Origin of the sequence: Paenibacillus sp. GM1FR, assembly GCF_002803315.1 — a bacterium.
Taxonomy (GTDB): domain Bacteria; phylum Bacillota; class Bacilli; order Paenibacillales; family Paenibacillaceae; genus Paenibacillus; species Paenibacillus amylolyticus.
This window is the reverse complement of the sequence record NZ_MKZL01000013.1, coordinates 68023-90234: the sequence shown is the minus strand read 5'-3', so window position 1 is coordinate 90234 and position 22212 is coordinate 68023. Positions and strand designations below refer to the sequence as shown.

Annotated in this window: 20 protein-coding genes; 18 read left to right on the top strand and 2 right to left on the bottom strand. The window is 48.7% G+C overall.

Annotated features, from left to right (window positions below; all coding sequences use genetic code 11):
- Window positions 1-19: 19 nt before the first annotated feature.
- The 6 genes from PAEAM_RS12610 to PAEAM_RS12585 all read left to right on the top strand — a co-directional run bounded on the left by PAEAM_RS12610 (window position 20) and on the right by PAEAM_RS12585 (window position 9820).
- The gene (locus PAEAM_RS12610; protein WP_026081491.1) at window positions 20-949 is read left to right on the top strand and encodes an ABC transporter permease; all 930 of its coding nucleotides are present in this window, start codon (window positions 20-22) and stop codon (window positions 947-949) included.
- 12 nt (window positions 950-961) lie between these two features.
- Window positions 962-1849 (top strand): carbohydrate ABC transporter permease, encoded by an 888-nt coding sequence (locus PAEAM_RS12605; RefSeq protein WP_017692544.1) that lies wholly within the window; start codon window positions 962-964, stop codon window positions 1847-1849.
- An 18-nt stretch (window positions 1850-1867) separates the two neighbouring features.
- Complete coding sequence (locus PAEAM_RS12600) at window positions 1868-3373, top strand: extracellular solute-binding protein (RefSeq protein WP_100527769.1); 1506 nt, start codon at window positions 1868-1870, stop codon at window positions 3371-3373.
- Window positions 3374-3393: 20 nt separating this feature from the next.
- On the top strand, window positions 3394-6747 hold the full coding sequence (locus tag PAEAM_RS12595) for a glycosyl hydrolase (RefSeq protein WP_100527768.1): 3354 nt from the start codon (window positions 3394-3396) through the stop codon (window positions 6745-6747).
- Window positions 6748-6763: 16 nt separating this feature from the next.
- Complete coding sequence (locus PAEAM_RS12590; protein WP_165789906.1) at window positions 6764-7585, top strand: polysaccharide deacetylase family protein; 822 nt, start codon at window positions 6764-6766, stop codon at window positions 7583-7585.
- A gap of 90 nt (window positions 7586-7675) precedes the next feature.
- Window positions 7676-9820 (top strand): glycoside hydrolase family 88/105 protein, encoded by a 2145-nt coding sequence (locus PAEAM_RS12585; protein ID WP_243391335.1) that lies wholly within the window; start codon window positions 7676-7678, stop codon window positions 9818-9820.
- 190 nt (window positions 9821-10010) lie between these two features.
- Here PAEAM_RS12585 and PAEAM_RS12580 read toward each other — a convergent pair whose 3' ends face one another.
- A complete protein-coding gene (locus tag PAEAM_RS12580; RefSeq protein ID WP_100527765.1) occupies window positions 10011-10886 on the bottom strand; it encodes a DUF72 domain-containing protein in 876 nt (291 codons plus the stop codon).
- 232 nt (window positions 10887-11118) lie between these two features.
- Between PAEAM_RS12580 and PAEAM_RS12575 the strand changes: the two genes are divergently transcribed.
- The 5 genes from PAEAM_RS12575 (at window position 11119) to PAEAM_RS12555 (ending at window position 15218) form a co-directional block, all read left to right on the top strand.
- Window positions 11119-11862, top strand: coding sequence for a class I SAM-dependent methyltransferase (locus PAEAM_RS12575; RefSeq protein ID WP_100527764.1), 744 nt, complete (start codon window positions 11119-11121; stop codon window positions 11860-11862).
- 27 nt (window positions 11863-11889) lie between these two features.
- Window positions 11890-12873: an MBL fold metallo-hydrolase gene (locus PAEAM_RS12570; protein ID WP_100527763.1), complete on the top strand. Its 984-nt coding sequence runs from the start codon at window positions 11890-11892 to the stop codon at window positions 12871-12873.
- Between the two features lie 198 nt (window positions 12874-13071).
- Window positions 13072-13488, top strand: coding sequence for a hypothetical protein (locus PAEAM_RS12565; protein ID WP_036605873.1), 417 nt, complete (start codon window positions 13072-13074; stop codon window positions 13486-13488).
- Complete coding sequence (locus PAEAM_RS12560; protein ID WP_100527762.1) at window positions 13485-14528, top strand: FAD:protein FMN transferase; 1044 nt, start codon at window positions 13485-13487, stop codon at window positions 14526-14528. Before PAEAM_RS12565 ends, PAEAM_RS12560 begins: the two co-directional genes overlap by 4 nt.
- A 36-nt stretch (window positions 14529-14564) precedes the next feature.
- The gene (locus PAEAM_RS12555) at window positions 14565-15218 is read left to right on the top strand and encodes a ferric reductase-like transmembrane domain-containing protein (RefSeq protein WP_165789905.1); all 654 of its coding nucleotides are present in this window, start codon (window positions 14565-14567) and stop codon (window positions 15216-15218) included.
- A 160-nt stretch (window positions 15219-15378) separates the two neighbouring features.
- Here PAEAM_RS12555 and PAEAM_RS12550 read toward each other — a convergent pair whose 3' ends face one another.
- Window positions 15379-15945, bottom strand: coding sequence for a phosphatidylglycerophosphatase A family protein (locus PAEAM_RS12550; protein ID WP_017692570.1), 567 nt, complete (start codon window positions 15943-15945; stop codon window positions 15379-15381).
- Between the two features lie 272 nt (window positions 15946-16217).
- Here PAEAM_RS12550 and PAEAM_RS12545 point away from each other — a divergent pair, with 272 nt between their 5' ends.
- From PAEAM_RS12545 to PAEAM_RS12520, 7 genes are all read left to right on the top strand, one after another.
- Window positions 16218-17273: a GerMN domain-containing protein gene (locus PAEAM_RS12545; RefSeq protein ID WP_047841205.1), complete on the top strand. Its 1056-nt coding sequence runs from the start codon at window positions 16218-16220 to the stop codon at window positions 17271-17273.
- Between the two features lie 301 nt (window positions 17274-17574).
- Window positions 17575-18330 (top strand): ribonuclease PH, encoded by a 756-nt coding sequence (gene rph, locus PAEAM_RS12540; protein WP_017692572.1) that lies wholly within the window; start codon window positions 17575-17577, stop codon window positions 18328-18330.
- A 1-nt stretch (window position 18331) separates the two neighbouring features.
- Window positions 18332-18955: an XTP/dITP diphosphatase gene (locus PAEAM_RS12535; RefSeq protein ID WP_017692573.1), complete on the top strand. Its 624-nt coding sequence runs from the start codon at window positions 18332-18334 to the stop codon at window positions 18953-18955.
- 115 nt (window positions 18956-19070) lie between these two features.
- The gene (locus PAEAM_RS31780; protein WP_165789904.1) at window positions 19071-19256 is read left to right on the top strand and encodes a hypothetical protein; all 186 of its coding nucleotides are present in this window, start codon (window positions 19071-19073) and stop codon (window positions 19254-19256) included.
- Between the two features lie 49 nt (window positions 19257-19305).
- A complete protein-coding gene (locus PAEAM_RS12530; protein ID WP_100527760.1) occupies window positions 19306-20148 on the top strand; it encodes an STM4015 family protein in 843 nt (280 codons plus the stop codon).
- A gap of 21 nt (window positions 20149-20169) precedes the next feature.
- Window positions 20170-21420 carry an STM4014 family protein gene (locus PAEAM_RS12525; RefSeq protein ID WP_165789903.1) on the top strand — a complete coding sequence of 417 codons (1251 nt, stop codon included), beginning with the start codon at window positions 20170-20172 and terminating at the stop codon, window positions 21418-21420.
- Complete coding sequence (locus PAEAM_RS12520) at window positions 21413-22198, top strand: STM4013/SEN3800 family hydrolase (RefSeq protein WP_100527759.1); 786 nt, start codon at window positions 21413-21415, stop codon at window positions 22196-22198. The genes PAEAM_RS12525 and PAEAM_RS12520 overlap by 8 nt, the downstream gene beginning before the upstream one ends.
- Window positions 22199-22212 lie beyond the last annotated feature (14 nt).

Sequence of the window (22212 nt, the reverse complement as noted above, 5' to 3'; positions counted from 1 at the left end):
TGCAACTGCTCAAGCGGATATGGCAACAAGACCATTAAAACAGGAGTCCAATTGGAAAAGGCAGATCAAACGAAACAAGTGGTTATATGTGCTTGTGCTTCCCGGCTTTTTGTACTTTGTCATCTTTAAATACTTGCCCATGTGGGGGATCATCATTGCCTTTCAGGACTACCAGCCTTTTCTGGGCATCCGGGAGAGTAACTGGGTAGGGCTAGAGAACTTTACGAACTTTTTCTCCAATCCGGACTTCTTCCGACTATTACGTAATACGCTGGTCCTTGCCCTGTATGATCTCATCTTCTTTTTCCCGGCACCAATCATTATCGCTTTGTTATTAAATGAAATTCGGGTCGCTTTCTTCAAAAGAACGATTCAAACGCTGGTCTATGTACCCCATTTTGTATCCATGGTTATTATCGCCAGTATCACGTACGTGTTCCTGACCCCACAGGGCGGGGTGTTATACGACCTGATCGCCTGGATTACAGGCAAGCCCATTGATGTACTCTCCAGCCCGGGTTCGTTCCGCCCGCTCATTATTGTTCAGATGATGTGGAAGGAGATGGGATGGGGCACAATTATTTTCTTGGCAGCCCTCGCAGGTGTCGATACGGAACAATATGAAGCCTCCATTGTGGATGGTGCAGGACGGTTACGGCGGATGTGGCATATCACGCTTCCAGCCATTCGTACGACCATAGTCATTTTGCTCATTCTCAGACTGGGGAACTTCCTCGATACCGGATTTGAGCAGATCTATCTGATGACCAACTCCCTCAACCGGGATGTCGCAGATGTATTTGATACGTATGTGTACACGGTGGGGATTACGCAAGGTGCATTCAGTTACAGTACCGCTGTGGGACTATTCAAGTCTGTGGTGGGGATTATTCTGGTGCTTGGCAGCAATAAACTTGCGAAAAAATTCGGCCATCCCGGAATTTATTAAGGAGGAGCGCCCATGAACAGCCGTCTATACAACAGCCCTGCCGGCAAGGTATTTGATATCTTCAATTACGTCATGCTGGGGATTCTGGGCATATTAACCGTCCTTCCGTTCCTGTATATTATAGGGAATTCTTTCGCAACGGAAGCCGAGATCACCGAACGCAGTTTTTTCCTCATTCCGAAGGTGTTTTCCTTCAGTGCGTATGAGTATATTTTCTCCTCGTCCACGATCTTTCGTAGCATTGGTGTTTCCATTTTCATCACGGTGGCAGGTACACTGGTCAATCTGTTCTTCACCCTAACGATGGCCTATCCATTATCCAGAAGTGACTTCTGGGGCCGTAACGTCATGATGAACATGGTGATTTTCTCGATGTTATTTGGTGGTGGCATGATTCCAACGTACCTCGTCATTCGTGGACTGGGACTGCTCGATTCTTACTGGGCCCTTATGCTTCCTGGCGCGATCAGCGCTTTTAACTTAATAGTTGTCAAAAACTTTTTTCAGCAAATGCCGCCCGGGCTGGAGGAAGCGGCCCGCATCGACGGCTGTTCAGATCTCGGGGTGCTGTGGCGAATTGTTCTGCCTTTATCAAAGCCAGTCATTGCCACGTTTGCCTTGTTCTACGCCGTAGGCCACTGGAACAATTTTTTCTCGGCACTTCTGTACATTTCCGACAGTGACAAATGGCCGCTGCAAGTCATGCTGAGACAGATCGTGTTACTTTCGCAAGCCAGTGTCGGAGATATGGCTAACATGGACCCCAATTTTGTGCAGCCACCAGAGCAGTCAATCAAAATGGCGGTGATCGTTGTAGGTACCATTCCGATTTTGCTGGTGTATCCGTTTTTGCAGAAGCATTTTGCCAAAGGTGTCATGTTAGGTTCAATCAAAGGTTAAAGCCAAGGGGGAGAACGTATGGGACAAAAAACGGGATTCAAAAAAGGTGCACTGCTACTCTCTGCGTCACTGGTACTTAGTACGATCTTAGGGGCATGCTCCACGGACAAAGCAGGTTCAGGGACCGCTGCGGGTGGAACTGACGAGATTACCATTATGCTTCCGAACTTCGAAGCGGAGAATCCGCCGGAGAACAGCCCGGTCATACAGAAGCTTGAAGAACTGACCAAGGTGGATGTAAACCTGCAGTGGGTGCCGAGCAGCTCGTACGAAGACAAATTCAACATCACACTGGCCTCGGGAAAGCTGCCTCAGATTATGGTGGTGTTAGGGAAGTCCCCAAGTTTTATTAATGCGGCCCGAACCGGAGCATTCTGGGAGCTTGGTCCTTATCTGAAAGATTATCCGAATCTGAGCCAGATGAATGAAATCATCACCAACAATGCGTCAATCGATGGCAAAACCTATGGGATCTACCGGGCACGCGCCCTAGGACGTAATGGGGTCACAATCCGCAAAGATTGGCTGGAGAATCTGGGGCTGGAAGAGCCAAAGACGATTGATGAATTTTACAATGTATTGAGAGCGTTCACGAAGGATGATCCAGACGGTAACGGCAAGGATGATACGTACGGTCTGGTTGCCAGCAAGTTCACGGGTCCATGGGATAACATGCAGGTATGGTTCGGTGCACCCAACAAATGGGGAGATGATGGTAGCGGAGGTCTGATCCCGGCGCATGAGACACCAGAATACATGGAAGCCCTGAAATTTTTCCGGCAAATCTATAGCGAAGGTCTGGTGAATAAGGACTTTGCCGTGATGGATGCAACGAAACTGCCTGATCCATTTGTGAATGGGCAAGCCGGTGTCATGGTGGATGTAGCAGATAATGCGCAGCGGATGGATCAAAAAATACTCGATAAAGACCCCAATGCGACAGGACGCGTGGATGTGCTGCAAGCGATGGAAGGTCCAAAGGGATTGCGTGATATGCCAACGTCTGGCTACTCTGGCCTGATTGCGATCTCCAAAAGCAGTGTCAAAACGGAAGAAGATCTGAAGAAGGTACTGAGCTTTCTGGATCAGCTGAATGAACCGGAATTGCAGGCATTGTTGTACAACGGACTGGAAGGCAAGCAGTATGAGAAAAAAGAAGACTACATCATACCGAGCACTGACAAGCTTGCGCTCCGGGACCTGCAAGGATTAAATCAGATTTTGATGTTTGTGCCGGAAGACAGAACGCTTCGTGTCCAACAGACACCTGTCCGTGAAAAGGTTGCACAGGTGCAGAAAGCCAACGAAGAGATTGTCATTGCCAATCCTGGCGAACCGCTGATCTCTGATGTTTACGCTCAGAAAGGACCACAGCTGGACAATATCATCAACGATGCGCGGATCAAATATATCGTAGGTCAGATTGATGAGAAAGGATTCGAAGATGCTGTTGCCCTGTGGAAGAATAATGGCGGAGACGATTATGTGAAAGAAGTTAATGAACTGTACGCTGCACTGAAGTAGTGTGAAGGGAGGAAAGCAACATGTGGAACGGGGATGCATTTGAAAATCCTGAGGCGCAGTACAGGGTCCATCCCTTTTGGTTCTGGAACGGGGATATGGAAGAAGAACAGATTAAGCGGCAAGTGGCTGAGATGGCCACGCAAGGTGTAGGTGGATTCTTCATCTGTCCACGTCAGGGACTACAGATTCCCTATCTGTCGGAGGCGTGGTTTGATAAGGTTCGGATTGCAGTGCAGGCAGCTGCCGATCATGGCATGCAGGTATGGTTATATGACGAATATCCCTATCCGAGTGGAATGGCTGGTGGGGAAGTGACCCTTGATTTCCCTGAAGCGAAGCAGCGTGAGCTCGTGCATCATCAGTTGGTGGTTCAGGGCGGAGAAGCTGTGGATCTGGAGTTGCCATGGGGACGAGTCTTGGTTGCCAAGGCGATTCCCAAGGATGAACAGGGCAAACGGTTGTGGCATGAATCCATTGACTTGCACAGCAAAATCGGCAATATCCAGACCGATCAGGTGTATCAGGAGACTGGACTCACATCGTATAACCGCAAGCGGTTCTTCACCTACCGAACAGCGTTCCGCTTGTTGTGGGATGTTCCCCCGGGTGATTGGGAGTTGATTATATTTCAAGAAATGGAGATCGACGATTTCAAATATTACGGCAACTTTGTTGATCCTTGCCACAAGGAAGCGATGAGTCGTTTTATTGAACTGACACATGAGCGTTATAAGTCAGCGGTTGGAGATCAATTTGAAAGCGTAATCAAAGGTATGTTCTCAGATGAGATTGCACCGCTGGGCTGTATCCCCTGGTCACCACAGCTTCCCCGTTATTTCAGAGAGCGTTGTGGTTATAGTCTGATCGATTCCCTACCGGCCCTGTTATATGGTGATGTTCCGGACGCGCATCGGATTCGGTATGACTACTATCAGTCCCTACACCTGCTTCTCCGGGAGTCCTATCACAAACAGGTGCATGATTGGTGTGAGGAAGCAGGAATCCAGTATGCGGCTGAAGTGCCTGGTGTACGGATGACGACCCAGTTGTTCAGCCATATGCCAGGTGGTGATTCAGCACATGAGAAAATCGGACGATCCTTATCGTGGATTCTGGAACGATATGGTCAAAAGATGCGTGACAATCCCAAGATGGTCAGTTCGCTTGCCCGGCAATTGGGCCGAAGCCGCAATCTGATTGAATGTTTTCACAGTGTAGGCTGGTCCATGACGCTACAGGATGCCAAGTGGATGATTGATCGAATGGCCGCCATGGGCACCAATTTCTATAACTTTCACGCCTTTTTCTATACGATTGGTGGGCTTGCGAAGCATGACGCACCGCCGTCTCAATTTTTACAGAATCCCTACTGGAAGCATTTCCGGCAGTTGGGGGATTACACCGGACGTTTGAGCTATCTCATGAGCACTGGAACAGCAGACATTCGAATTGCTGTACTTGACCCAACCACGACATTCTGGAGTCTGATGGGTAATCCGCTGCATGGATTTGAGTATAGCGGCGAGGACGAAGCAGAACGGGTACAACTGGAGCGCCTGACGAAGGACTGGATGAGGATCACGACACATCTGCTCGAAAACAGACGTGACTATGATCACCTTGATCCCGAATTGTTGGCTGAAGCTGACTTAACGGATGGCATCATTCAGATTGGCGTGGCCCGTTATGACGTACTGATTCTCCCACCGATGCTGAATCTGGAGGCCGCGGCCTGGGAACAGGTGAAGCGATTTGTTCGGCAGGGAGGAACTGTCATCTCTGTTGGGATGCCTCCGCATATTGCGATTCAGCCGGGAAGTCCGGAGGGAGATGAATCTGCCCAATTCTTTGGTGCGGGCGAGCAGCCACAAGAGGTGTACTGGGGCCGTAGCGTGACAGCAGATCACGATAACCGTGAAACCATGTGGCATCAGGGTGAGGGGAATGCCTATTTTCTACCCGCAGGAACAGGGCAAGGAGATGACTTTTCACTGGAGCTGATCTCTCTCCTGCTCGATCAGGTATTGCCGGAACCCATCTGCTGGATCATGGAGGAGGAAAGTGCATCTCTGCTGATGCACACTCGTGAATTGTCAGATGGAGAGCACATGGTTTTCTTGACCAATCAGGAGGGTCAGGACCTGAAAGGTCAATTGAAGCTGGTCGCCAGACAGCTGTGGGATGGAGCGGATCTGACAGAGGGTGCTTGTCTGGTGGCAGAACGACTCGATCTGGAGACAGGGCAGCTTCAGACATTGCCGTATACGAGTAGTGGTGGGGAATGGTGCATTTCACTAACACTGGCGCCTTATGAAGCGCATGCTGTTCGTCTTACTTTACAACCTGCGAAGGAAGAGGCATTAACAACGAAGGTGGATGTAACAGACAAAACGGGTTCGACGTTCGGAGCGGATGTTTTGGCAGGAGCTAATCAGGCCTGTAAGATTATGGTCCCTTCGGAAGGGCCATGGCGACTGGAAACGGTGCAGCCTAACATTTTGCGAATGGGACAATTCCATCTTCAGGCTTCCAATGTTAATGGTGTGATTCTGGAAAGCCAGCATGTAGCTGTAAAACCGTTTATTGATCAGGCGGCAGAATTATCGGAGCAGCAGCATCTCCCAGTCCAGTTTAATCAGGTATTTGGCACACCGAAAAAAGCATCCTTAGCCTATCCCATCGAATGTCGATATACGACTACATTTGAGCTAAGAACGGCATTGCCTGCATGCTTGTTATTTATGGACAGAGTGGCGATTTCGGGCACTTGGTCGATGGAGATTAATGGGCAACCACTTGGAAAAGAACAGTTCGATCCAATCGAAATAACCGATCACAATAACATCGCTTGTGACATTACGGAGCTGCTGCACAGCGGTCTCAACGAAATGACGGTGATTGTGCAGGTAACGAAAGATGAGAATGGCATCGTGGATCCCTTGTATCTACAGGGAAGATTCGGCGTGGAGTTCCATCATGAAGGCATGGCTTCGCTCGTGCGGGAGTCGGATACGGCCCTTCGTATCGGATTTGAACCGCAGCCACTGTATCCCCATTTTGCCGGGGAAATGAGTTATAAACGCACGTTCTGGCTGGATGAGCCAGGGGAAGATATGACCACATTTGAACTGGAATTCAGCGATTGGTGGGTACAGGATGTAACGGAGGTGCGAGTGAACGGACAGAGTCTTGGTGTACGATGCTGGTCTCCGTATCGCTGGAAGGGAGAGGCCTCCTGGTTGCGTCCGGGAGACAACGACATTGAAGTACGGATCACTAACACATTAATTGGCCTGCTTGAAGGTACGTATTTTGATTCAGAACATCATCGATTACAGGATGCAGGTCATGTACCTGTTGAAGAATTCGGATAAAGGAGTGGTAGCAGGGATGGGACATCGTATTCAGTTTGACCGCTATCCAGGTGGTGTGATGAAAGCGTTAACGCTCAGTTATGACGATGGAGTGGTGCATGATCGCAGACTGGTGGAAATCTGTAATCGGTATGGTCTGCGGGGAACCTTTAATCTGAACTCCGGTACCCTGGGTAATCCAGGCCGCATTGAGGCTGGGGAAGTCGCTGAACTTTATACGGGGCATGAAGTAGCCGTTCACACGGTTACTCACCCTACGCTGCCTTATGTTCCGAATGAACTATTGACCGAAGAGATTATCGAAGACCGAAAAGCATTGGAGCAGCTCGTCGGTTATCCGGTACGAGGCATGGCTTATCCCAACGGAGGGTACGACCGTGCGTTAAGTACAAAGCTGGAGTGGCTTGGCATTGATTATGCCCGTACCGTTGAATCACATGGCAGATACACGTTGCCAGATCGGTCGCTTGAATGGCATCCGACGTGTCATCATAACCATGATCTGGCGGCGCATGCCAAACGTTTTATCCAACATTCCAAAACAGGTACGCCACTATTATTCTACGTCTGGGGTCACAGTTATGAGTTCAATGACAACGACAACTGGGAGATCATCGAACAGTTCGGTGAGCAGATTGGCGGCAGGGACGATATCTGGTATGCCACGAACATCGAAGTGATTGCTTATTGGAAAGCGGTGCAACGATTGGAGTGTTCGGCTGATCGATCCATCATCCATAATCCGTCTGCCATCCCGGTTTGGTTCACCGCAGATCAGCAGGTTGTTGAAGTGCAGGGCGGAGAGACATTGCGGCTAAGCGAACGAATCAAGGTATAAGGAAGGGAGCTGACGATCATTCGTTATTTTCATGAGAACGAGGCGATTGCAGGCAAGGTGTACGATTCAATTCCGGATATATTAACTACGGTGGCTCAACGTTATATTGGTGATCATCCGAAACATTCCTTTTTGTTCAGAGCCTATCATCAGGGAGGTTTTCGCAGGCTAGGGGACTATCGTTACAACCTGAATCTGAATGAGAAGTGCGTAGAGGCGCGTACAGGGCAATACGTATATGTGTGGGGCAAGTTATGGAGCGAGCAAAATGCAACGTTAAATACGGGCCTGAACTGTTATAGTCCGGTGACGATCTACGTGAATGGTGAAGAGGTATTCAAGTCTGAGTTGTTGCAGGAATTATTTCCCGAGCGAAGAACCCAGATTCCGATTTCCGTGAACTATGGCTGGAATGATGTATTGCTATGTTTTGTCAAAACAGAAGTGGGATTCGGCGGTATCTACGGAACAGCCTCGTTCAAAAATTTCCCGCTGCACTTCCTCACTCCTGGGGCAGATCGTCAGGGTCAGGAGGGCTGGTTATATTCGGAACCCGTCGATGAACCTGTAGTATCTCTTCCTCGTGACGGCATGACGGAAGAAGAAACGGGTCTTACCTGGTATCCGCGCAGGGGCTGGACAGATGAGGAACAGAGCATGGGTTCTTTTGCCCGCATCTTTGGTACAGAAAAGCCCGCTGTGGCCTACGCATGGTCCAGATTGGATGTAACCTTGCCAGAACCAAAGCCAGTTATTTTACAAGGATGTCATGATGGAGCCTTGACTCTGTATGTGGATGGCACGGAAGTATACTCTGCTGGAAGCAGCGGTAATTTCCGCGTTGAACTTCCTCGCCGTTACGGTACATCCGATCTGGTGGCGAAAGGTGAAATCCAGGCAGTTGGCGGCTCATGGGGATTCACGTTGGAAGATGCCGAGAGCTCGGATTCCAAAGGCTGGAGACTGAAATCGCCTCATCCGGTTGCGGGATGCTCTGACCCCTGGCTGTACACGGGTGTGTTTGCTCCTGGTGCTGAACCATCCCACGACGATATCGTGCGAACCGATACCGTATTTGATGATGGCGCAAAAGGTGTGTATTGGCGTGTAGATCTTCCCGACACCCATGTTCGTCCTTACCTGGAAAATACACATTACGGAAAGTGGAATTATCCGCTCGGCGTTACCCTGCTTGGACTACTCCAGACGGGACAGGAATTGGGACGGGATGATTACATTCAGTACGTGCGGCAACATATTGAACTGAGTACTTCATTTGACCGCTATGGTCTGTGGGATCGGGAAGGGTACGGTGCGGCAGGGATTAATAATCAGCTGTCTGCCATCGACAGCCTGGATGATTGCGGTTCGTTTGGGTCCACGCTGCTTGCTGCGATGGAGTTCGGCGATATTCGTGGGGGAAGAGATACTGCCGATCGGATTGCAGGTTACATTATGGATGAGCAGGAGCGTCTGGAGGATGGTGCCTTTTACCGGGTTCGCGGCAGCGGAGAGATGCGTCAGGAGACGATGTGGTGTGATGACTTGTACATGAGTACACCTTTTCTGATGCGTTATGGTCAGTTGACAGGAGATGCGACGTATTGGGATGATGCGATCAATCAGTTCCTGATGTTCCGTAAATACCTCTATCTTCCCGATCAACAGATCATGTCCCACGTGTATGATTTTGTGCGTGGTCGGGCGACAGGTATTCCATGGGGACGGGGGAACGGCTGGGTGCTATTTTCATTAACCGAATTGTTATCCATCCTGCCACATGATCATGTGAAACGGTCGGAACTATTACAGTTCTATCGTGATTTAAGTGAAGGTTATTTGGCGTTGCAAGGGGAAAATGGGCTTTGGCATCAGGTTCTGAACCGCCCGGATTCATATGAAGAAACCTCCTGCACATCGATGTTCGTCTACGCCTATGCCCGTGGTATTCGGGAAGGCTGGCTGGAACAGCCAGAGCCCTATCTGGAGGCAGTGCGCAAAGGATGGGAAGGCATGACACGTTTGTCGATTGACTATAAAGGCAATATATACGGGGTATGCCGGGGTTCCGGGTACTCGTTTACCGCCTTATATTATCGCGATGATCTGGGATGGAATCTGAACGATACCCATGGAATCGGCATTGTGCTCTTGGCTGGCATTGAAGTGTATAAAATGAACCAGCAGCTCCGTGAGGCGCATATCAATTCTTCGGTTACAGCCGCGCAGCGCTGATGTTTGACACAACGAAACGGCTGTATGTGGATAGCCTTCTATAGGTAGATTACCAGCTAAAGAAAGCGGCAAATCCCTCGGGCTTGCCGCTTTTAGTTTGTTTCCAATTTCGAATCCGCTCTGCATAATAGAAATGATAAATACACTTACCTTCACCAAATAATAGAAATAACTGAATTATGAACACGGATCAAAATAATTCTAGCTGCTCCGGTCCTTCTTCCTTCTCCGGTTCAGAACGGTCAGGGAAAGGCTTCACTGGCTGGTCCAGCAGGTCCATCATCATCTGGGCATTCGCTGCTGCATCGCCACCGGAGTTGTTATTAAAAATAACATAGACATCCTTGCTCTGCTCCTGCAATTGCTCCAGATACCCTTTCCATTCCAACAATTCTTCCTTGTTGTAACGGTATAAATAACGGGTCTCGCGCCAATTAGGCGCACCATTCTGATGCCACCCGGACACATTACGTCCGTGCATGCGAACCAGTGTCATCTCGGAATCTGTCGCCTGTGGCACGATGGGGATAGAACCTAGACCTGCCTGAGGTTCGTCACAGACGCTGTGAATCCAGCCTTGCTCTTTCAGGAACGAAAGCGTCCGCTCGCGCATGTCACCTTCATACCAGCTACGATGACGGAATTCCAGGGCACACGGAATGCCCTCCATTCTCAGTTTCACTTCACGAAGCTCTTTCACGTTGTCTTTATTGCACTCAAACCAAGGTGGATATTGAAACAAGGCTGCTTGCATTTTACCAGCTTCAATGACCGGTTCCAGTGATTCTCGAAAAGCCTTATACATCTCCGACGTGCTGGTGAAGTATGGTTTGCCTCGCAGATGTCCGGTCATTCCCTGATAGGCTTTGATGATAAAAGCAAAGGATTCGGGCGTCTCGGCAGCCCACCGTGCCATTCGATCCCGCGGCTGAACGGCGTAGAAGGAACTATCCACCTCGACGGTGGAGAAGTACTGTCCGTATAGACTGAGCTTGTCTTTGGCTTTGGTACGGTTTGGATAGAGATCTTCCTGATCCCCCCATCCGGTAAGTCCGATGTGAATCATAAGAACACCTCCTGTTGCTTTTTGAACAACCTCTTATAATTAACCGATTTGCAGGCATATGTCTAACATTATATCGTGTGCATTTTGGCTCTTCAATGTTGGAAAATCACTGGAATTTTTTGAGTTTGCAGAATAAAGACGTTACAATACATTAAAGCTAGTGGAAATGATCAGGCCTGTACATAGCGTACTACAGATAGAGAGCCAGTGACCAAGTGGAGGGCGAGAATGGATGACGGAATGGTATGAAAAGAGTTTTGGAGAAGATTATCTGCTCGTATACAAGCACCGGGATGTGCAGGGTGCCCATCAGGAAGTACATAAAATGATTAATTGGTTGAAGCTTGAGCCCAATGCTGAAGTATTGGATCTATGCTGCGGTATGGGACGGCACTCCATGGCACTTGCTGACGCAGGATTGCGAGTGACCGGAGTTGATCTGTCCGATGTGCTTCTACGTGAAGCGCGCCTAATGGACACTGAACACCGAGTATCTTGGTGTCATGCGGACATGCGTGAACTCCCGCTGAAAGGTGGCTTTGACGCTGTAGTTAATCTGTTCACATCGTTTGGTTACTTCCTGGAGGACGGAGAACAACTGAAAGTATTACGTGCCATTCATCGCATGCTTCGCCCGGGTGGCAGCTATATTATTGATTTTATGAATACGGCTTATGTAACTCGTCATCTGGTGCAACACTCCGTTCGAGAGGATGAAGGACAGCGTATTGAGGAGTATCGCAAGATTGAGGAAGGGTTTGTGCAAAAGGAAATTCGCATTACGGATACCACATCCGGACATGAACCGCGGGTATATCAGGAACGTGTGAAGTTGTACACACGGGAACAACTGAGTCAGATGTTAAGTGCCGCCGGACTCCGGGTAGATCAGGTACATGGCGGCTATGACGAAGAGAAATATGACGAGCAGACTTCTCCGCGCATGATTTTTGTTGGTCGTCGTCCTGTGGAGTGAACAGAGACAGTTTGGAAGGGGGATAACATGAAGCGCACAGAAGAGATGTCCATGACAGAGGGCATACACCGGGTCAAGATCAGCATGACGTTTCCCTTACGATGGGTGAACAGTTATGTCTTATCAGAATCGGATGGGAAGATAACTATTATAGATCCGGGACCGCGTAATTCGGAAACAGAACAGGAGTGGAGTGAAGCGCTGGCAGATCTCGGCCTGACCTTTAGCGATATTCGTCAAATTGTACTCACCCACCATCACCCAGATCATCTTGGGTTGTCGGGTTGGATGCAACAGATGACGGGGGCACCCGTTCGAATGTCCACACGCTCCCGCCAAGAGGCCGATTATATGTGGGGATCTGATTCACGCATCAATACAATATTACCTGATTATTATGGTCGTCATGGTATGCCGGAAGACAATACTGAGCAGATACATGAACATATGAAGGCATTTACTTCGCAGATCACACCACTTCCGAAGGTGACACCCATTGAAGATGGCGAGTGGCTTGATATGGGCGGGAAACGTTGGGTTGCTGTGGAGACGGGTGGACATGCCCCAGGCCATTTATCCTTTTATGCGCCGGAGTCCATGGAGATTCTGTGCGGAGATGCAGTTTTGCCACAGATTTCACCGAATATCAGTCTGCAACCCGGCAGTGACCCTCAGCCATTATTATCTTATATGGAAGGATTGCAACGTCTCGGGGAGCTGAATGTCAAACAGGCGTATCCAGGGCATCGGAATCCTTTTGCCCAGTTCACCGAACGGACAGTTCAATTGCTGGCTCATCACGAGGAACGTCTTCAGAAGATGACGGAACGAATTCAGGAGTCACCGGCGAATGCGTATGACATCTGTGTGCACATGTTTGGCAATCGGCTGGGTACCCATCAACTGCGGTTTGCCATGAGTGAGACGTTAGCCCATTTGCAGGAGTTAATTCGACGCGAACTAGTGAAGCAAGAGCAGCAACCGGATGGCACGTTCTATTTTCAAATCTAAACGGAATGATGATATCGATATGAAATGATAATACGATCTTATATAGAGGCTCGGGACAGGAAATTCACCTGTTCTGGGCCTTTTTAGCCTCTCTTAACGGTTCATTCATCTATTTTTAAGCCAGCGCGCCTATGATACATCTATGAACTTCGCTAGGGCGTGTCTTAAGACACACCCTAAAGAAAGCAGGGAAGAGCGATGACCAGAAGAAAACGGAATCAATGGAGAAAATGGCAAGCTTCAGCGGCAGCAACGTTGACTGTGGCTGCACTTTTTCAATATGTAAGAACTTCGGATGCCTTTGATGTGGCCTATGCAGCAGCAAATGGCACAGATACAAGCGTTACTGCTTCAAGCCAAGTGGATACGCATGATGATGTGATGGATGAATGGATCAACAGTACAACGGACAGCAACAACTGGAACACGCAGGACAATGACAATAATGATAGTCAATATAATGGAACATCCGATAGCACACAAGCAGCTCGGCCAGATCAGAGCTCGAGTAACGAGGGGAATTATTCAGATTCTCAGCGTATCGGGCAAAATAACCAGGGTACAGACTCCGGATACAGCAGTGGCAACTATCAGTCACGCACAGGTGCATCATGAGCCGCACAGAGCAAGTTGCTCGTCCGCTCCGGTTTCAATTCCGTGCGATGAACACGGATGTTGAAGTGCAACTGTCCGCTGGGCGGGAAGAAGCTGAACATGCAGCAACTGTGGTGAAGAATTGGTTTGAGACGCAGGAGCAGCGCTTCAGCCGATTTGTGGCAGACAGTGAACTAAATCGTCTGAATGCTTCAACCGGATGGATGCCCATCTCCGCTGCGATGGATGAAGTTTTGAGTTTGGCCTATGGATATATTGGACTGACTGAAGGGATTTTTCAACCGGGTATCTCCCAGGCTCTTCAGGCTTCGGGATATGATCTAAGCTTCGAGAAGGTGCAGCAACGACAATTGCAACGTCCGTTGCTTGAACGCATACTGCGAACAAAAACGCCTGAATGTTCAGGGATGACAGAAGATCGATATGACCACAGTCGTCCGAGCTGGATTCAGCGGGAAGGTAGCCGGATGGTTCATCTAGACCCCGGAGCTGAGTTGGATCTGGGAGGCATTGTTAAGGGCTGGGCAGTGGAGCGTATCGCAGACTGGTTGCAGCGAACATTGCATATTCCAGCGGGTTTGATTAACGCGGGTGGAGATATTCAAGTATGGGGTTCACCAGACCATTCCCAATGGACCTTGCAAGTAGCAGATCCTTTGCAGAATCAGGGTGCTATGTCGGAAGCGATCCGTTTACAGCGAGGAGCTGTTGCCACTTCGGGTATTTCCCGCAGACAATGGCAGAATACGGATGGAAGCTTTGCACACCACCTCATTGACCCCCGGACGATGGAGCCGGCAGATACGGACGTATTGCAGTGTACCGTTCTGGGACAGCATGCTTCGCAATGCGAGATCATTGCCAAGACGGTATGCATTCTGGGGAGTGCCGAGGCGGTGGGCTGGTTAAACCGACATTACGATCGGCATGACGTCCTGTGGATGACACGGGATGGGAGTAATTATTTTAGAGGGAATACGGGTACGCTTGCTGAGCACTGGCCCGGTTTTGATCCGGATCATCGCTTCAGTCTATTATAAACGAGGACAAGTCTAACAGATATGGGGGAGCCGGTTATGGCACAATGGATTGTAGATTACCTGCCAACGTGGAATATCATTCGAATTAGTGGAATTGCTGCTTATGTGTTGCTCTTTGCCGGTGTGTTTCTGGGTATTGCGCAAGGGATGCCTATGGCCAAAGGCAAACCAAAAGCAGCCATGTTCAAATGGCATACCCGAACGACCTGGCTCGCCTTCGGACTTGGACTCGTGCACGCATTAACGTTATATATTGATCATTACAGCCCATTTACCTGGGGAGAACTTCTGATTCCTTTTACCGCCTCCGTACATCCGATCGGCAGTGGTCTGGGAACGTTAGCCTTCTACGGATTAGTGATTGTCCTGTTATCCAGTGATCTGCGGAACAAGCTGGGCCGTAAATTGTGGTTCATGTTCCACATGTTGTCCTATCCGGTGTTCATTGGTCTGCTGGTTCACGGCATGGTTACCGGAACGGATTCTGGCAACATCATCATGCGGATGATATATGTATTTACCGGACTCAGCATTCTCGGTATCACGGTGTTGCGTGGCATGTTGAGAGAACGCAAAGGCCCGGAAATCACGATTGGACCGAAACGGGCAACATCTGGTTCACCTTCCGAGCAGAATTGGGTTGAAGGTTTTGGTTTGGTGGGAACGGTACGACCTAAACATCTGAAATAATAAAATGTGGATTATCCAATATGTATCGTTACACATGCAAAAAAGCGGCCATCAGGCCGCTTTTTCCATGAACAGTTATTTTATTGAACAGTCATTTCACGAAGCATCCATCCACATGTCCAATGTTCCACATGGCTTCATTTATGAAACGATTTACGCATTATACGGCGTCATCACTAACAGGTTTTTCTCCCAGTGCTTCTTCAAGCTCGGATTGTTTGCGATGGGCGATCCGACTGCTCGCTGCTGATGCAATCGCACCGACAATATCATCGAAGAACGTGTGGACAGGGCCCAGGCTCTTGTCATTCAGTCGTTCAAGCACCCCTGGTTTTAGCTTGTCCACATAACCATAATTCGTAAATCCAATACTGCCATATACATTGACAATTGAGAATGCCAAAATCTCATCCACGCCATACAGTCCTTCATCGTTCTCAATCATCTCCTGCAAAGGAGATATGAGCTGCCCCTGTTCTGCCAGAATATCAAGCTGAATCCCGGTCAGAACAGCATTCTGTACCTCACGTTTACGGAGAACCATCTCCACATTTTCGATACATTCTTCCATCGTAAGACCTGGATAATATTTTTGTTGCAATAACATGACCAGCTCTGCGATCTCAGGGATCGTGACGCCCCGCTTATGCAGCCATTCCCTTGTTGCCTCCGCCACCTTGCGGCTATTCAGGCTGTAAGGGATTTTTTCTTGCTCAGGATGTTCCATGGGCGATTCCTCCTCTGAAGTTAGCAATGTCCCTACTCTTGCTTCCTAATACGTTATTAACCTGGTTTACGTTTCTTTAAGATAATAAAATTATAAGTTTCAGTGAAGTTGAACAATTCGATTAACACATGAAAAATTTCAGCTAAAAACGGTCTGCCTTCCGTGAAAGTGCGTTGATAGACATTTTTCTTATTATCTTTTAGTTATTTTTTGGACAAAGGCTCGTATACATGGTAGTACAAACTGTAAAAATGATGAGGGGGAACGTGATCATGAGAAAGATCCATTCTTTGCGTACGGTATCGGCAGCAGCGCTGCTGAGTATTCCTATGGTGTTGTCAGGCTGCGGCATGTTTGGAGCACAGTCTTCCGAAGCTGTTGATCCACCACCGCCCATCCAGGAAGCAGCCATGATTCAAGCGGCCGAAGGGAATGGAGCACTCGCAATGCTCCCGTTAACGACGGTATATCTGCAAGACCAGCAGGGGCTGCTCGCTCCGGTATCCCTGACACTTCCTTCTGGAACAGACGCAAGCAGTCCAAAGACAGCTCTGGATACACTTGTCACAGGTGGGGCCTACGCGGGTATGCTACCTGAAGGATTCCAGGGCGTTCTCCCGCAGGGAACGGTTGTGCAGAATGTAACGATTCACGCGGATGACAAGCTGGCGGTTGTTGAGTTCTCGGGTAATTTTGCCAAGTATGATGCGAAGGAAGAACGGAAAATGCTAGAAGCTGTCACGTGGACATTGACGGGAACACCTGATGTGGAGAATGTGCAGATCTGGGTGGATGGCAAAAAGTTAACGCAAATGCCTGTGAACAGCACGCCGTTGCCTGAACCGCTGAATCGGGCTGTGGGAATTAATCTGGATCTGGGTGATACGTTTGTGACGAATAGCAGCCCGGTCACGGTCTATTTCTCCGCTGCTTCGCCAGCAGGCATCCAATATTATGTTCCGGTGACACGTCTGGTTACACCTGGTGAAGATCGCGTGCAGGCAGCATTGAACGAACTCATCAAAGGACCTGACAAAGGTGGAGAACTGGAAGAGGTCATGACAGGCGGAACGGAGCTACAATCGGTCAAAACGGCAGAGGATGGCACGGTCACGGTTGCCTTGAAAGATGATATGTTTGCCGAAGGGGATATCGTGCCAAGCGAGCTGTTACAATCTGTCGTATTAACCACTGCGGAGAACACAGCCAGCAAGGATGCCAAAGTACAGATCGAATGGAATGGCCAAAAAACAGTCATGGGTGACGACAACAGGGATTACAGTGCGCCGGTTTCCAAGCCTGAATATATCAACGAAATTCCGATTTAATGAGCAAGGAATGCTTAAGGATGCTTTTAACCGAACTCTTTGGTAAAATATAAGGGATTAGTAAAAATACGTGTTCAAAAAGATCGGTTTTCAGTACCGAGAAGATGGGATGAAGCTAGAAATGGAGTAGCGGAGCGTAGGCAAACTACGTGAGCAACGGACATTTCGGCTGAATTTCATATTCGATGCTGATGGTGCCTTAAGGCATTTTTCGTAATCAAAAGCGAGCTTTTTGAACAATCTCTAAAAGTGTGAATAAGTTCAACATTACAGGATGCTTAAGTCGTAGGAGGCAGAAAATATGAGATCAAACGGACGAACCAGCGAACAGCTGCGCCCGCTGAATTTAACAGTGAACACGAATAAATACGCCGAGGGCTCTGTACTGATTGAAGTTGGAGATACAAAGGTGATCTGTACAGCTACAGTAGAGGAACGTGTTCCTCCCTTTATGAAAGGGCAGGGTAAAGGCTGGGTAACAGCGGAATATTCCATGTTGCCACGTGCAACACATACCCGGAACCAACGTGAAGCCAATCGTGGCAAATTAACTGGACGCACCATGGAAATCCAGCGTCTGATTGGTCGGGCACTGCGCTCGGTAGTTAATCTGCAGGCTCTTGGTGAGCGTACGATTACCTTGGACTGTGATGTTATTCAAGCTGACGGAGGCACACGCACAACGTCCATAACCGGTGCGTTTGTAGCGCTGGCGCTTGCCGTGAACAAGATCTCCCAACAGCACAAACTGCAAGTGTTCCCGATTACGGATTTCATTGCCGCAGTAAGTGTGGGTGTTGTGGGTGAACAGCCTGTACTGGATCTGAACTATGATGAAGATTCCAAAGCCAAGGTAGACATGAATCTGGTGATGACAGGTGGCGGTAAATACGTCGAGCTTCAGGGAACAGGTGAGGAAGCACCATTTGATCGCCGTGAGCTGAACGCCATGTTGGAACTGGGCGAACAGGGAATTCTGGAAATGATCGAGCGTCAAAAAGAAGTGCTTGGACCGATTGCGCTCAAGATCGGCGCGCGTGGATTAGGGGAAGCCTAAGATGAGTTTGGACAGCCCAATCCTCATTGTTGCAACCCGCAATGCGGGTAAAGTCCGTGAATTCGCTCATGCTTTCGCACCGCTTGGCAAAGAGGTTAAGAGCATGTTTGACTATCCGGAGCTGCCGGATGTCGTAGAAGATGGCGTAACGTTTGCGGAGAATGCCTGGAAGAAAGCCAAAGCGGTTGGTGATGCGCTTGGTTTGCCCGTTCTGGCAGATGATTCAGGTTTATGTGTAGACCTGTTGGATGGTGAGCCGGGAGTATATTCAGCGAGATATGCAGGCGAAGGAGCAACGGATGCACAGAATAATGCGAAGTTGCTGGAGACGCTGGAATCGTTGAAATCCGGTGAGGACACCGAGCAGCCGCTACTAAGTCCGGCTCGTTTCGTTTGTGCGCTGGTCCTGTACGATCCGACAACAGGTGATAAGTATGAATCAGAAGGCACTGCGGAAGGCTGGATTACGGCTCAAGCTGCAGGTGCTGGCGGTTTTGGATATGACCCACTCTTCTATGTACCTGAATACGAGATGACGATGGCAGAGCTGACGCTTGAGCAAAAGCAAGCGATTAGTCACCGTGGTCATGCGCTGAGAGCGCTTGTATCCAGACTTGAAGGCTAAGACTAAACGAAACATCTTGATTTAACTTCATGATATGTGAACATCAAAGCGTTAATGGAAGGACAGAAGCATTCCGATGGGATGCTTCATCCGCCATTAACGCTTTTTCTATGAAATGAAGTATTTGATCGGGTTTGGTGAAGGTCCATCCATATACCTAATTGAAGATAGCTATTTCTGCGACTACACATCAGAACGTATGTTCTTGTACCTACATGAGAAATGGTTTACATTGCACGATTGGGAATCTCATTGGGACTGGAGTTGGAAGAAGTTGCAAGCCTTGTGTGGTATGGGTTAACATTCAAACTAACGAATCACTTATGAACCTTAAACGGAGGGATCTACTCATGCAAGAAGTGAAGCTTGTTGTATCTTACGATGATTATGAGGACGGCATTCGTATGGAAAAGTTAATTAAGGAACTGGCAGCTAAACCGGAGGCTCGCTCATTGGAAAGTCTGGTCATCGGAGATTGGGGACAGGCTTATGAAAATTCGCCTGATGAGTTTATGGGTACGCTCGTCGAGTCTGCTCCAAGCTTTCCGTCATTGAAGAAACTGTTTATTGGAGATATGGGATTCGAAGAATGTGAAGTATCGTGGATTATCCAGACAAATCTCACACCACTGTTAGGTGCTTTTCCAGAATTAAAATCATTCTCTGTAATGGGCAGTAGCGGCCTCAGTCTGGAACCACTCCAGCATGCCAAGCTTGAAGAATTGATTATTATTTGTGGTGGTCTCCCGAAAGAAGTGTTATCTTCAATCACCCATGCCAAGTTGCCTGAATTGCGTAAACTGGAACTGTACCTGGGTGTGGATAATTATGGTTTCAATGGATCACTTGAAGATGTGCTTCCTTTGCTAGAAAAAGGATTGTTTCCAAAGCTGGTTTACTTGGGTCTGAAAGACAGTGAAATTCAGGATGAGATTGCCAAAGTAGCAGCTGAAGCACCTATTTTGGATCAACTTGAAGTACTGGATCTATCGCAAGGAACGTTGTCCGATGAAGGGGCTGAGGCGTTGCTTGCCAGTGACAAGATCAAGAAACTGAAACATCTTGATCTAAGTTACCATTACATGACCAATGAAATGATCAGTCGATGGAACCGATCGGGTATATCTGTAGACGTTAGCGACCAGCAACAGAGTGATGAGGATGACTGGCGCTATCCATCGTTAACGGAATAGTCGATGTCAGGTGTAAAGGAAATGAATGAGAGTTTGCATCAACCAATAGATGTACCTGATCTAACGCAAGATCAGCCCTTTTTATTGATCGGAAACCCTGATAACCGACGAACACAAGGGCTGCAAGAGGCTAGGCATAGATTGGGTTTGAAACCTGCGGTTGTACTGCCATATGCTCAATTGCTCCAGAATTGGAGACACGGACGAACCATCGCTGATACAGTAGATTTCAATCTGCCTGTACCCCTGATTCGGATTGATGCTCCTGGTGAGGAGTGGAAAGTGGAGCGTGAACTACTGTTCCTTGGGGCTATGAACGATACGTCAACATTAACGGGTGGAATGGGTACAGAAGCATTTTCCGCAGAACAGGCACTTGCGCTGGAACAGGAGTGGGGAAGAATATACGCTCCCGCCCAGTGGTTTCGTGGCTGGAAAGCATGTTTGGATCAAATCGGCCGTGAGTCTCGGGAAATATGGCCTGAAGTCCGATTCTTGAATGATCCCGCCGATATCCAATTGATGTTTGACAAGAGAACATGTCAGCAGCATCTATCTTCACATGGAGTTGATGTACCTCCGGCGCTGCAATTTTCGCAGCCAATCCGTAATTATATGGACTTGCGTAGCTCAATGAAGGCTGCCGAGATGCATCGTGTGTTTGTGAAGCTTGCGTGCGGCTCCGGGGCTTCAGGAGTTGTTGCCTATCAAGTCAATCCTCGAACGGGTGATGAAATCGCTGTAACAACGATGGGGATGGAACAGAGACAGGGCAAGACGATTTTCTTCAATGAAGGACGTCTACGCAAGTATACCCGCAGTGAAGAGATTGCTACGCTGATGAACTGGTTATGTGCAGAAGGTGCACAGATTGAACGATGGATGCCAAAAGCCACGCTTGATCAGCGGGCCTATGATATTCGCCAACTGGTTGCAGGTGGACAGGCAGGTCACGCGATTATGCGGCTGAGCCGTACCCCGATTACCAATCTGCATCTGCGCAATGAGCGTATGCTGCCTGCTGAAGCAGGCCTGGATGAACAGCGGATGTCGCTGGTACGGTTGGCAGCGCAAGCAGCCATGTCTGCATTTCCCAACTCGTGGTCAGCCGGGATTGATGTGATGCTTACTAGTGGTTCGAATCCGCGTGCCTATGTGCTGGATGTGAATCCATTTGGAGATCTGTTATACAGGGTTGAGCATCATGGCCTCGGAACCTATGAGTGGGAAATGGAACTTTTACGAAAGGAGGAGCCTATTCAACATGCCTGATATGAACACCATTGTGGGCTCCCATGATCTGTTAATGATTACGCTGGATACGTTACGCTATGACGTAGCCAAGCTGGAAGAGGAGAATTGTCCTAATCTGTGTGGTTCGGGTCCGTGGGAGAAGCGTCATACCCCAGGCAGTTTTACATATGCGGCACACCATGCTTTTTTTGGTGGTTTTATGCCGACTCCTGCCAATACAGATAAGGAATCTCATGTAAGGCTATTTCATTCCCGGAATACCGGACTCAAAACACATCCGCACACCTGGCTGTTTGATACACCGGATATTTTATCCGGGTTCGCAGCTGAAGGTTACCGTACCATCTGTATTGGCGGCGTCATCTTTTTTACGAAAAAAAACCCGCTTGCAAAAGTATTGCCTGGCTATTTCCAACAGAGCTACTGGCGAATGAACTTTGGGGTAACCAACCCCAAATCAACAGAGCATCAGGTACAGCATGCATTAAAGTTGCTTGAACAGACAGCGCCGGATGAAAAGATATTTATGTTTTTGAACGTGTCTGCCATTCATGGACCCAATCGTTACTTCGTGGAAGGAGCGAAGGAGGATTCGGTGGAGACTCAACGTGCTGCACTTCGATATGTAGATGAGGCTCTTGGACCATTGTTCGAGGCGATGAGGAAACGCGCCCGGCCTGCGTATTGCCTGGCTTTTTCCGATCATGGTACAGCTTACGGTGAAGACGGGTATCAAGGACACCGGCTTGCGCATGATGTCGTCTGGACGGTGCCTTACCGTGAATTTTTAGTATAGAATGTATTGATCTT